Raw genomic sequence first — 13,098 nt, 5'->3', positions numbered from 1 at the left:
GGCGGTGGTTCCAAGAGACAGCATAGTAGCAAGCCATGAAAGCACCCCAGACGATTGGGAGCTTCCAGTACTTGCGATTATAGATCTGTCCCCCGCCTGGTAGTAGAGCCCAGAGCATGGCCTTACCAGAGTGAGGCTTCCATAGGCTTTGCTCTATTGACCGCTTTAGGGCAAGAGTATCTACTGCTTTTTCTTGGGGTGGGATGCTATCTGTCCATGTGCCTAGATAGCGAATAGGTGTCCTTGGCTGTAATGAGGTACTTCCAAGGATGGTCGTCTCTAGGGGTAGGTAGGGCTCTGTCCTTACCAGACTCGTATCCACGGCAGGCGAAGCCTCTACAGATATATATCCGGAGAGACTAAGCAGGCTGAGTAGGAGGCTGGGACAGATACGCACGGGAGATAGTATGGGGGGCTAATGCTGGAGCTTCTCAAGGAGCTGTATAATACGCCCCAATTCCTTATCGCTGGTGAAGGGTATAGTGAGCTTACCTTTCCCCTCAGCATCGCATCGGAGGGTGACCTTAGTAGTGAGGACCTGAGAGAGTTTCCGCTCAAACAAACGGTAGTCCTCTCGTCGTACCATTCTAGGGGTAGATCGCTTCTGGGGCTCAGGCTCGACCTCCTCTGTACTCTGCTCCTTGATTGCTCGTGCGAGCTCTTCGACAGCTCGTACACTTAGGTGCTCCTGGACGATGAGGTTGTAGAGCTCGATCTGACGCTCCGTGTCCTCTATCTGCAGAAGGGCTCGTGCATGCCCCATATCAATAAGTCTCTGCGTGAGTCCTAGCTGTAGCTCTGCAGGGAGACGAAGGAGGCGAAGGTAGTTAGTGACCGTCGCACGCTTCTTGCCGACACGCTCTGCGAGCTCCTCATGCTTGAGGTGATGGAGTTCTATGAGATGCTGGTAGGCTAGGGCGATCTCGATCGCATTGAGATCCTCTCGCTGGATATTCTCTACGAGAGCAAGCTCCATGATCTCCTCGGGTTTCGTAGGACGTACATAGGCAGGTAGAGTAGCTAGTCCTGCCATCTGAGCTGCTCTCCAGCGTCGCTCTCCAGAGATGAGTAGGTACTGCTCTGGATTGATCTGCTGTACCGTAATAGGCTGTACCAAGCCAATAGAGCGAAGAGAGGCGGCTAGCTCGGCTAGCTTCTCCTCGTCAAACTCCCGACGTGGCTGGTTGCTATTAGGTATAATCTGTCCGATTGCAAGCTCTTGGATGGACGAAGCACCCGTGCTGGGCTCAGGATCACCACCAAGGAGATCTCCTAGCCCTCGGCCTAGTACATTCTTATTCTTCCCTTTGGTCATCTACTTGTTCTTATTGATGAGCTCTGTTGCTAGCTGTAGGTGATTGATTGCGCCACGGCTGTCTGCGTCATAGAGTAGAGCAGGCAGTCCATGACTAGGAGCCTCCCCTAGCTTGACATTACGCTGGATCACGGTCTCAAAGACTAGGCTCTTGAAGTGCCCTTTGACCTCCTCATAGATCTGATTATTCAGTCGTGTACGGCTGTCGTACATCGTCATCAGGAAGCCTTCGATCTCGAGCTTGGGATTGAGTCTCTGGCGCACGATACGGATGGTGTTCAGGAGCTTAGAGATACCCTCCAGAGCAAAGTATTCGCACTGTACAGGGATCAGTACGGAGTCTGATGCCACTAGGGCATTCACTGTGATGACCCCCAGCGAGGGAGAGCAGTCGATGAGCATATAGTCATATCGGTCTGCTATGGGCTCTAGTACCCCCTTGAGTACATACTCACGCTTGTCACGCTCTAGGAGCTCTAGGTCTGCACCAGCTAGATCAATATGTGAGGGGAGGATATCTAGTCCCTCTACTACAGTAGGGATGATGACCTCTTGGGCTGGTAGGGCAGAGCATAGACATTCGTAGATCGTCTTACCGACCTGGCCACTCTCTATGCCTATCCCCGAGGAGGCATTTGCCTGAGGATCGGTATCGACCAAGAGCACTCGCTTGCCTAGCGAGGCTAAGGATGCTGCAAGGTTGATTGCAGTAGTAGTCTTGCCCACACCTCCCTTTTGGTTGGCTAGAGCGATGATCTTGCCCATTATATTATTACTCTATTGCCTAAACGCATCTTTACCTAGCTATGGTCTATTCTGTGATGACCACTAGCCTGCTCAATTAACCTCCAAAACTACTATTTCTTGTCGATATATTCATCCTCTCGCTCCTATTCCTCACTGATAAAGCTTAATACCTCTATAATGAAGTATCCCATCTATACACCTAAAAGGGGTAGATGGGATATGGTATCGGGCGATTAGCTTAGCTTGATGAGGAGCTAGCGCAAATGGTATCTGGATACAGATTATTCCCCGGCAAAGAATAGCGTTAGGAAGAATACGAATCCCCATTTCTTCGCAGACATTCACCTTTATGCGTCTCTTATCAAGAGGGGGAAGGGGGGTATTCGTGGTTTGGATAGGCTTGACACTATTTCCTAGAGAGCTAGATAGATATTAGGGCAGGCGCATGTGATCACTAGAGAGCGAGGGCTGAGTAGATGAGGTGTATACACTTGGATAGGAACATCAGTAGCCGAGGAGTACACTTAGCGAGCATACTCCTACTATAAAGGAGGGAAAAGTATACACGTGTGTATACCTTAGTGTACTCACGTGTATACAACAGTGTACACGCGTGTACACAACTGCGCTCTAAGTATGTTCCCTGTGGGGTGCTCGTATGGTCGTCTCTCGGGGCTAATACCTAGCCCCCTAGAGATACGACTAAGGCTCTCTCACGGAGATGAGATAATCCTCCTAAAGAGCCAAAGAGCAGAGCATACTGGGTGAGATCGTATGTCTGCTCTATGATTAGTGGGGAGATAGCTTGGCTCGTGGTGAGAGCCTATGTGTGGTGGTATGGGAGGTAAAGTGCCGTTACTTCTTCCGATGAAGCCAAGGGCAGAGCACGACCTCTGCTAGATCAACCAAGATAAAGAGTGCGACCCCAACTAGGCTAAGTAGGGCAATACCAGCATACATATCTAGGTAGTCAATCCGCATCCAAGCATCCGTAATATAGTAGCCTAGCCCGAGTGTAGTCCCGTAGGTCTCTGTCACGAAGAGAACGGAAATGGCCGTACCTATCGCAACCCGAAGAGCAGACAATGAGGCAGGTAGGACTGCAGGTAGGAGTACCTGACGAAGTAGCCCCAGGGTATTAGCTCCTAGCGAACGAGTGAGCATAAAGTGCTCTGCTGGTATCGTCATCAGGGCATCCCTCATCGATACAGCCAGCTGAAATAGAATGATCAAGACTATCATAACGACCTTTGTCACCTCGCCAAGACCACCTAGGAGCATTACTACTGGCAAAAGTGCCAACTTAGGGATCGGATAGGAGAAATAGATAAAGGTAGAGAATACCCTCCCAATTCGAGGCGATAGAACAGCAGTAAGGGATATGCCCCATGCGAGGATGAGGGCTATTCCTACTCCCCATCCGATGCGCTCTAGACTGGCAGAGGTGTGTATGATGAGTTGCCCCCAGTCCATTGTGAACATGTGTCGATAGACCTCCCATGGAGCAGGGAGAACAGCTGAGTGTAGGGCATAGTAGCCTCCTATCCATAGCAGGTGTAGGATGGATGCCCCGAATAGTAGCTGTAGGAGATGTCTACTGAAGCGCCTCATCGATCTGGAGTAGGTGTTGTGTTAGCTCATCCTTTGTTGGATGCCTTAGATCGGCGAGCAGGGTACCCTTTCCTATGAGAAGCGTGCGGGAGGTGAGCTTCGTAGCTTCCTCTGGACTATGGGTCACGAGGAGGGTAGGGGTCGGATAGCGTTGCCAAAGTTCGGCAAAGAGATCTCGACAACGCTCGGAAGTGGCTATATCAAGAGCAGAGAATGCCTCATCTAAGAGCAGGAGGTCGGGGCGCATAATGAAGGCTCTTGCTAGAGCTACACGCTGCCTCTGTCCTCCACTCAGTTCGCTAGGATAGCGATCGAGTAGGGATTGTATGTCTAGAGTGTTCAGGATCGAGCTCTGTAGCTCATCGCTCACGATACGCTTCCCTAGGGAATGAGGCAGGAGGATGTTCTCTCGTACACGCTTCCATGGCAGGAGGCCGTACTGCTGGGGGACGAGTGCTATCTGATGTCTCTTGGGATCTAAGGGGAGTCCATTCAGCGTGATGCTCCCAGAGGTGGGCTCTATGATCCCAGATAGACAATATATAAGGGTGGACTTGCCTCCCCCCGAAGGGCCTATGACGGAGACGATCTCTTCTCCGATGGAGGCTGATACTCCGGTAAGTATCGGATCCTTCTTCCCCTGCCTACTAGTATAGGAGGCGGATAGGCTCTGTATATGTAGCGCAGGAGAGAGATTCATAGTGGTCGGTTAGGTGCTGATTAGGCCCTAGTCAGACTTAGTTTAGTCAGTGAATTGCAGACCAACAAGCCCTCTAGGCTCATAGTTTGGGGCGACAAGTCCTCGTCCCTTCATCCAGTTTAGGATGGGGATTAGATCCTCTTCTCGGGGCTGGGTAGCTGTGGTGTAGGTCGGTAGGGGTAGAGCCCTAGCTACCTCAGGTGTTATGCCCAGTAGATCCTGTAGGACACTGATCCATTCCTCTCTAGGATGGGTGTTGAGATAGGTTACCGCCTGATCATAACCGACGAGGAAGGAGGCTAGAGCTGATTCCTTTGCCTTCACCGATGAGGAGAGGAAGACGAGCCCTGTGATATTGCTCGTGAGGTGCGAGGGGAGGTCAATGGCTTTTAGCCCATCAGCAGTAGCCATACTGGCATACGGTTCGGGGAGGATCGCACCATCGAGCTCTCCTGATCGGAGCATCTCGAGGCGGATAGGGATCCGCTGCACTTCGACTCGCTCGTAGGGAATAGGCTGTCCGCTCTCTACTAGTGCATGCTCTGTCGCATACTCAATGAGCGTATTGGAGGACAGCCCGATACGGCCACCTCTGAGGTCGGCTAGGGTATTGAGTTGTGGTTTCTTACCTAGGACAAGGCGGAAGGCTCCCTGACAGGCAATGGGGAGCTGTACCTCTGTACCCTTGCTCTGTAGGAGCATAGCCCCCATATAGTCTGTCACAGAGGCATCGACTGCCCCTGTCTGGAGGGCTGCATCACGCTCCATAGGCGAGGAGAAGCGTACGAGGCGAATTGGCTTGGCGAAGAATCCCTTTTGCTCCGCTATGGCTATGGGGAGATAGTCTACTGAGGGCATGACCCCGATGACGAGTATCGTACTATCATTGCCCGATGTTTGCTTCCCTCCCTGACTGCAAGAGCAGAGGAAGATTGTCACAAGCGCTAGAGCTGTGTAGCAGAGATGGACAGCTCTAGTGAGCCTGTACCTTGGTTTCATTTTATTTGGTCTGTCTGTTGGGAATCCTTCTTCCTCTTGCGTTCCAGAGTGGCGAAGTAACGGCAGTACGGAGCCAGACCACACTCCCAGCAGTGAGGCTTACGTGCGATACAGATATATCGTCCGTGTAAGATTAGCCAGTGATGTGCCTTAGGGATGAGAGCCTCGGGGATGTACTTGATGAGGGTTAGCTCGGTCTCTAGTGGGGTCTTGGAGTTTGTGGTCAGTCCGATCCGGTTAGCTACACGGAATACGTGTGTGTCTACTGCCATTGTGGGGCGGTGGTAGACTACCGAGGCGATCACATTGGCTGTCTTGCGCCCCACACCGGGGAGCTTCATGAGCAGCTCTCGCTCCGCAGGCACCTCACCTTCGAACTGCTCTACCAGCATCTTGGCCATAGAGACTAGATACTTAGCCTTGGAGTTGGGATAGCTTACACTACGGATGAGTTCAAAGATATCCTCCACCTCTGCTCTAGCCATGATCTCTGCCGTGGGATATTGCTTGAAGAGGCGTGGGGTGATCATGTTCACCCGCTTGTCCGTGCACTGGGCAGAGAGGATGACCGCCACTAGGAGCTCAAAGGGTGTCGAGTAGTCCAGCTCGGTCTCAGCAACCGGCATATACTCCTCGAACCAAGCAATGACTGCATCGTAGCGTTCTTTTCTGGTCACGACACTATCGGCTAGCTACTGGGCGACTACTCTGCTCCCTGAAACTGCTCTAGGAAGCGTACATCATTCTCGGAGAAGAGACGTAGGTCACTTACTCGATACTTGAGGTTGGTGATACGCTCTACTCCCATCCCGAGAGCATAGCCAGAGTACTTGCGACTATCGATACCACAGTTCTCTAGGACATTAGGATCGACCATACCACAGCCTAGGATCTCTACCCATCCTGTGTGCTTACAGAAGTTACAGCCTGATCCGCCACAGATATTACATGAGATATCCATCTCAGCAGAGGGTTCCGTGAAGGGGAAGTAAGAAGGGCGTAGGCGGATCTTAGTCTCGCTACCGAACATCTCTTGTGCGAAGTAGAGCAATACCTGCTTGAGATCAGCAAAGGAGACGTTCTCATCCACGTACAGAGCCTCTACCTGATGGAAGAAGCAGTGGGCGCGATAGGAGATAGCCTCGTTACGGTACACACGTCCTGGACAGATAATGCGGATAGGAGGTTGCGCCCCGAGCATTGCACGAGTCTGTACCGACGAGGTGTGGGTACGGAGAAGTGTGTCAGGGGTATTGCGCACGAAGAAGGTATCCTGCATATCACGAGCAGGATGATCCTCTGCAAAGTTGAGTAGGGAGAATACATGCTCATCATCCTCCACCTCAGGCCCCTCGGCGATAGCGAACCCTAGGCGAGCAAAGATCGAGGTGATCTCCTGCTGGACGAGGGTCAGAGGGTGACGTGTACCTAGGCGTACAGGATAGGCCGTGCGTGTCCAGTCGATCGCCTCAGCCTCCCCCTTGGAAGAGGAGAGTGCCTCTCTTAGGGCATTGATCTTGGCGATGGTAGCTTCCTTGAGGATATTGAGCTGCTGTCCCACGAGTCGCTTTTCCTCATTGGGGACGGTCTTGAATTCGTCGAATAGCTGGGAGATAAGCCCCTTCTTGCTAATATATTTAATACGAAGATCCTCGACCTCTTGTGCTGTCTGTGCCGTCAGAGCCTCTACCTGATCACGTAGCTGTTGTATTCTTTCTTGCATGAGTTATTCGCTTTTTCGGGTCGTAAAGTTAGTGAATAGTTGGCACTTCTTATCACTAATAGCTAGGGTGTGGTGGTCGATATCCCCGACTAATACACCCTAGTAAGGTTTATCTGTGTACTGGGGTGCGGTGGAATATTCTAGCCTTGCATCCCTCGATGAGCCCTCTATTTTAGATAAGGGAGAGGGAGGGGATGGGGGAGACTACTTGTCGAGCGTCCTGCGTAGGTGGGGGCCGTCTAGAATAAAGGCATCCTCTAGCTCTCCCGCCCAGAAGCGTACAGCCTTCGCTACATCCAGAGGATGGAAGGGGAGGGCATCCACGAGCGAGGCTAGAGGGTAGCTGGGAAGGTCTGTAGTGAGGAAGAGCTTATCTAGCTGTACCTTGACCTCATCTACTATATGCTGCGTTAGCCCCGAGGGGTGCTTCTTGAGACAGACATCACAGGCTCCACAGGGGCTACTCGATACCTCTCCGAAGTATCCCAATAGCATCCGTGAGCGGCAGAGGTCATCTGTCCCTATATAGGTTCGCATCGCCCCTATACGTTCGCTCATCCGCTCTAGTCTCTGCTGATAGGCCTCATAGGGGATCCTGAGGTGTCTGCTCTCTTCACGACGGATATGGAAGAACACCCGAGGGATCTTCTTCTGTGGTATGTAATGTAGGATCCCCTTCATGGTGAGATCCAGTAGGAATAGGTATACCTCATCTGTAGTATAGCCCGTGAGCTGTGCTAGGTCGATCTCGCTGATGGTGACGTAGTCTGCGAAGAGTCCCGTGTAGGAGCGAAGTATAGCACGGATCAAGTCATCAGGGCGTACACTCTGCTCGTAGAGCCGAGAGCTGGGAATGAGGAACTTCAGCCTAGAGCGACTATCATCATCGTGGTAGTCTAGCCATCCAGAGAGTTGCATAATCTCTATGGCATGACGGGTCTGAATCGGTCTCATACGGAAGCGACGTATGAAGAGCTCTATGTCGAAGTCGTAGGTGCGCTCTAGCCCCTCTCCCTCCCCGATGGAGAGGAAGTTGCACATCTGGTCATACACATGGCGTACGTAGGACAGCTCGGGGAAGGTATCGCGTAGTCTACGCACTAAGGTCTGATCATCAGAGCTGGAGACGATCATTACAGCATAGGACTGTCCCCCATCTCGTCCTGCACGCCCGGCCTCCTGAAAGTACTCCTCTAGTGAGGTGGGTACAGTCATGTGAATGACTAGACGCACGTCTGGCTTATCGATCCCCATCCCGAAGGCATTCGTGGCGACCATGACACGTATCTCATCACGCATCCAACGAGCCTGACGGAGCTCACGCTCCTGATAGGTCAGACCTGCGTGGTAGTGGGTGGCACTTACTCCTACGGCATTCAGCTCCTCTGCTATCTGACGTGTCATATCCCTATTGCGGCAGTAGACGATCGTAGAACCCTCTACACGACTGAGGATATGGCGCATCATAGCAGACTTGTCATCGTAGAGGCGTATGGAGTAGGAGAGGTTAGGGCGAGAGAAGCTCTTCTTGAGTGAGGTATAGCCAGGGCGGAAGGCTAGCTCTCGGATGATATCCTCCACTACCGCCTCTGTGGCGGTGGCTGTGAGAGCGAGCATAGGCACCTCGCTTAGCTCCTGACGTATGATCGGGATGTCTAGGTAGGAGGGGCGGAAGTCATAGCCCCACTGACAGACGCAGTGGCACTCGTCTACCACGACGAGCGATATGTCGAGCTCCGTTAGCCATGTGCGGAAGAGGGTAGAGCCTAGGCGCTCAGGAGAGATATAGAGGAACTTGTAGCGACCATACAGACAATTATCTAGTGCCGAGCGGACTCGCTCCGAGGACATCCCTGAATGAATGGCTGTCGCTCGTATGCCCTGTGCCCGGAGTCTATCTACTTGATCCTTCATGAGGGCGATCAGAGGGGTAATGACTAGCGTGAGCCCGGGGAGCATAAGTCCCGGTACTTGGAAGATGATGCTCTTACCTCCTCCCGTGGGGAGTAGCCCTAGTGTGTCCTTGCCCTGTAAGACAGACTCGATGAGATCTCGCTGTAGGGGACGAAAGGAAGTATAGCCCCAGTAGCGCTCCAGCACTTCCTCAGGGCTAAGGTCAGCATCCGCTACTCCAGGCCGAGGATCATGCCCAGGAGTGATGGCGGAGGTAGGTGTCGTGAGTAGATCGAAAAGATCCTCGGGCCAGAGCATATGATCAGTCGTATCCTCTGGTGTTAGTTCTTCGGAGGAGAGTAGGGCGTCTATATCCTCCCCCTCTGCCTCTATGATCTCCTGCTCTTCGTCACTCATGCTTGCTCTGGTATATTCTATCCTCTCTAGGAGGGGGGAAGCGGCTTAGCGTAGTCGCTCTGGGAGCTCGCTCTCCAGACATAGGTCCTTCACTCGTAGCTGTAGGAAGGACTGGGTATAGAAGTCGTTATCCTCTAGCTCATAGCATAGGGCGAAGGCTTCGTGTCGTATCAACTTCGGCAGATAGGATGCCTTCCCTAGTGCGAAGCCGTGGATGGGGCGGATGCGCTGGTAGTAGTCTGTTACTCGTAGGCTAAGGTGCTGGTCGCACTTCCCTACGGCACGTGTGCCTCCAGCATCCCGAAGATGCTCTGTGAGGAAGACAGGTCGTTCATTCCCCATCCCGAAGGGAGATAGGGACTCGATCTGTCTCAGTAAGCTCCTCGAGATCTCTTGTGCCTCTAGGCAGGTATCTATCTGCAGCGTAGGAGTCGTCTCTACCTCTCCACTTGGGCTGGTCAGGGCATACTGCTCAAGCTGTGAGCGGAAGGAATCAAGATGCTCGGGTAGTAGGGTCATCCCAATAGCATACATGTGCCCCCCGAAGCTCTGTAGGCTATCCCGACAGTTCTGTACAGCCTGATAGAGGTCATAGCCTCCGTATGAACGGGCTGAGCCAGAGAGATAGTCCCCACTGCGGGCGAAGATGATCACGGGGCGGTGCAGTCTGTCTGCTAGCCGTGCAGCGACGATTCCCATCACTCCCTTGTTCCAGTCGGGGTCATAGAGGACGAGTATTCTCTGCTGTAGGAGTTCGGGATGGGCACTGACGAGCTCTAGTGCCTGCTTGGTCATCTCCTGGTCTAGGTCTTGGCGTTGGCGGTTGTATCCATCTAGGATCGCACTCTGCCTCTCGGCGACCTGCTGATCCTCTGCGATGAGGAGCTTCACGGACTCTGCCCCATGAGCCATCCTGCCCGCGGCATTGATACGTGGCCCTAGCTCGTAGTATATGCTAGCCATATCTACGTGATCGGGGCGTATCTTGCCCTGCTTCATGAGGTAGGAGATGCCTATGGAGGGGGAGCTATTCAGCTGGCGTAGTCCGTGGTAGGTGAGGATCCTATTCTCCCCTAGGATGGGTACACGATCCTGAGCAATGCTTAGCACGAGTAGCTCCAGTAGGGGTAGGAGGGTGTCGAAGGGTAAGGAGCGGCGCAGTGCCAATCCCTGCATGAACTTGAAGGCAACCCCACACCCCGATAGGTCAGTGAAGGGGTAGGTATTGTCCTGTCTCTTGGGGTTGAGGATGGCCGTCGCAGCGGGGAGATGGGGATCGGGGGTATGGTGATCACAGATGATGAAGTCCATGCCTAGCTCTCGGGCATAGCGGATCTCCTCATGTGCCTTGATACCCGTATCTACCGATATGATCAGTCCAGCTCCGATGCTGTGGGCATAGTCTATCCCTTGCCTCGTGATACCATAGCCCTCCTCATATCGGTCTGGGATATAGTAGGCGAGGTGATCCTCTGAGAGACAGTGTGAGCGTAGGTAGCGATAGAGTAGGGCGACAGCGGTCGTCCCATCGACGTCGTAATCTCCGTAGATGAGGATGCGCTCCCCACGACTGATCGCCTGCTCGAGTCGATCGAGCGCTAGGGGCATATCCTGCATGAGCAACGGGTCGTGCAGAGCCTCTAGCGAAGGATGGAGGAAGCCCTCTGCCTCTGCTGGTGTCCCGATCCCTCGTGCCACGAGTAGTCGTCCCACAGCAGGGTATAGCCCCAGCTGCTGCGTGAGACTTGCCGCTAGCTCTTGCTCATGCTCCGTATAGGAGCGGAGTACCCACCGCCTAGGCTTCATCGTCTATTTGTTTGGTTACCGAGCTGTGGTACGAGGTGTAGCAGATGCAGAGGTAGAGCTCAGGAGGTAGTAGTGATCCTCACGGCCCTTACCTGTCCTGATGGTGATGATGCTGTAGGTCTTGCCATCTACCTTCTCCTCACGGGTAGAGAGAATGTCCTCACGGGGGGTCTCGTTCCAGTGGATCTCGAAGAGGAGAGCGTCGGAGGCAGAGCGTACCGATACAGCCTTCTCTCTCGTGAGGGTATTCCCACCCGTATGGGCAAGCATACTGAGGAGCTCTACTAGCTGGTACATATAGCTGTCGAAGCGATTGCTCTTCAGATGTAGGGATAGGTCACAGGCACGCTTGATCAGCCCGATATGTGTCGGTGTGCGCCATAGTCCCTGCTGTACGACCTGTAGAGCCTCTGATAGCTTCTTCTGATTGATCAGCTCATCGGCCTCTCGCTCGATCTTGTTGAGGAAGGACTCCGTGTCGGCACGTTCATCTGTGGCGAAGTATAGCTCCTTGATCTCAGAGCGTGTCAGAGTACTATCTGCTTGGCGGAAACGTGTCGCCAGTAGCTCCATCTGCTGGGTGGTCTGCTGGCTGGCTTGGCGTATGGGCTCTGCGCCACCTGTACGTAGACGGATGCTGTCGAGGCGCATCTGCTCTAGTTGCTCCGCTGTGGGCATGTACACACGAGCTCGGGAGCCACGGCGACTGCGAGAACTCTTGCGGGAGGAGCTCCCCTTGCCTTTCTTAGACGAACTGCTAGTCTTGCTACTGCTCTTCGTCGTCTTGGTCTTCTTGCGACGAGGGGCTGAGCTGCCATATAGAGGTGGGGTAAACGCTACTCCTAGGCCTACGACTAGTAGGGCTATCTTCGAATATATTGGTTTCATTCTACAGTCTTCACTTTCTATAATACTAGGTGTGACTAGGCACACTCAGAGGGCACTCTCACCCTCATTGCCTAGAGATGGTAACCTCATCCAATAGGTAAGGCTACAGATAGGGTTACCACTATCACCTAATCAAAACGAGTACTACTGATCTCATCGTATAGATACTATATCTAATGCCCCTAGGACATTGGAGGTCAGCCCTACAAAGATAAGCTAAACAAGCCTAATCACCTAGCCACATAAGCTACTTTTGGGAAGCCTCCAAGTACTCTGTCGTACTAGGTGCCTATACCAGTGGAGCTCTTACTCTTGTCCCTCCGGCAGGACTCATGAGTCCTAGAGACAACCCTTCGTGATACCCATCAGATACCCTAGCAGGCGGGTATGTAGGGCTCTTCCCGAGGGGGCAATCATAGAGATATTGAGAGCGCTAGAGAGGACTTGGTAAGAACGCTTCCATCACCTTACATAGGTGACGGGTGCGCTCTTACCGAGTCCTATGTTGCCTTCTCGGTATGTCCTCTAACCCCCTCTCGGTATGTTCGATACTGAGAGTTTGGGTGGTAGGGGTGTTCATTCTCTTTATCTCTATGTATGAGCTGTTTGTGAGAGTGAGGGTGGAGTATCTTCCTATGTCAAGTAGAGGGGGGCAGGGTGGCGATGCCCCCTATATGTGGTCTCGCAGATGGTGGGTAGGACTATGTGTGGTGGGGCGAGCGAATAATCAAACTAGATATTGTGTGAAAGGGAGAAGGCAGAGTGCAAGGTAAAGGTGTGGAGCAGGGCCGACGTATGATCTCGCTCGCACACTCCTGCCTTTGGATCTTCGGGGGGATTATTTCATATCCTAGGGAGCCTTAGCCCACCACTAAAGATCCTACGTATTATCCCCAAGGAATAGACATACGAGCGAGCCCTAGAGAGGAGATACTTAGAGCGATGTAGTGTACACGCGTGTATACAGTTGTGTACACGTGGGTATACAGTTGTGTACAC

At 52.8% G+C, this 13,098-nt stretch carries 11 protein-coding genes; all 11 read right to left on the bottom strand.

Annotated elements, in window-relative coordinates:
* A partial coding sequence (locus QZ554_RS06715; RefSeq protein WP_297195257.1) for a DUF5683 domain-containing protein occupies positions 1-397 on the bottom strand: 397 nt, incomplete at its 3' end.
* Positions 398-415: 18 nt separating this feature from the next.
* Entirely contained in the window at positions 416-1,315 is a 900-nt protein-coding gene (locus QZ554_RS06710) for a ParB/RepB/Spo0J family partition protein (protein ID WP_297195255.1), read from the bottom strand.
* Positions 1,316-2,080: an AAA family ATPase gene (locus QZ554_RS06705; protein ID WP_297195253.1), complete on the bottom strand. Its 765-nt coding sequence runs from the start codon at positions 2,078-2,080 to the stop codon at positions 1,316-1,318.
* 837 nt (positions 2,081-2,917) lie between these two features.
* Positions 2,918-3,535, bottom strand: a complete 618-nt coding sequence (locus tag QZ554_RS06700; RefSeq protein ID WP_297195259.1) for an ABC transporter permease subunit — start codon at positions 3,533-3,535, stop codon at positions 2,918-2,920.
* 121 nt (positions 3,536-3,656) lie between these two features.
* The gene (locus QZ554_RS06695; protein WP_297195251.1) at positions 3,657-4,373 is read right to left on the bottom strand and encodes an ATP-binding cassette domain-containing protein; all 717 of its coding nucleotides are present in this window, start codon (positions 4,371-4,373) and stop codon (positions 3,657-3,659) included.
* A 42-nt stretch (positions 4,374-4,415) separates the two neighbouring features.
* On the bottom strand, positions 4,416-5,372 hold the full coding sequence (locus tag QZ554_RS06690; protein WP_297195249.1) for an ABC transporter substrate-binding protein: 957 nt from the start codon (positions 5,370-5,372) through the stop codon (positions 4,416-4,418).
* Positions 5,369-6,049 carry an endonuclease III gene (gene nth / locus QZ554_RS06685; protein ID WP_297195247.1) on the bottom strand — a complete coding sequence of 227 codons (681 nt, stop codon included), beginning with the start codon at positions 6,047-6,049 and terminating at the stop codon, positions 5,369-5,371. The genes QZ554_RS06690 and nth overlap by 4 nt, the downstream gene beginning before the upstream one ends.
* A 26-nt stretch (positions 6,050-6,075) precedes the next feature.
* Positions 6,076-7,095 carry a phenylalanine--tRNA ligase subunit alpha gene (gene pheS, locus QZ554_RS06680; protein ID WP_297195245.1) on the bottom strand — a complete coding sequence of 340 codons (1,020 nt, stop codon included), beginning with the start codon at positions 7,093-7,095 and terminating at the stop codon, positions 6,076-6,078.
* Positions 7,096-7,299: 204 nt separating this feature from the next.
* Positions 7,300-9,405 carry an ATP-dependent DNA helicase RecQ gene (locus QZ554_RS06675; RefSeq protein ID WP_297195242.1) on the bottom strand — a complete coding sequence of 702 codons (2,106 nt, stop codon included), beginning with the start codon at positions 9,403-9,405 and terminating at the stop codon, positions 7,300-7,302.
* Positions 9,406-9,450: 45 nt separating this feature from the next.
* Positions 9,451-11,211 carry a single-stranded-DNA-specific exonuclease RecJ gene (gene recJ, locus QZ554_RS06670; protein WP_297195241.1) on the bottom strand — a complete coding sequence of 587 codons (1,761 nt, stop codon included), beginning with the start codon at positions 11,209-11,211 and terminating at the stop codon, positions 9,451-9,453.
* Positions 11,212-11,226: 15 nt separating this feature from the next.
* A complete protein-coding gene (locus QZ554_RS06665) occupies positions 11,227-12,099 on the bottom strand; it encodes a DUF4919 domain-containing protein (RefSeq protein ID WP_297195239.1) in 873 nt (290 codons plus the stop codon).
* Positions 12,100-13,098: the final 999 nt, after the last annotated feature.

This window comes from uncultured Porphyromonas sp. (assembly GCF_915070105.1).
Lineage (GTDB): Bacteria > Bacteroidota > Bacteroidia > Bacteroidales > Porphyromonadaceae > Porphyromonas.
This window is presented reverse-complemented; position numbering and strand designations above follow the sequence as displayed.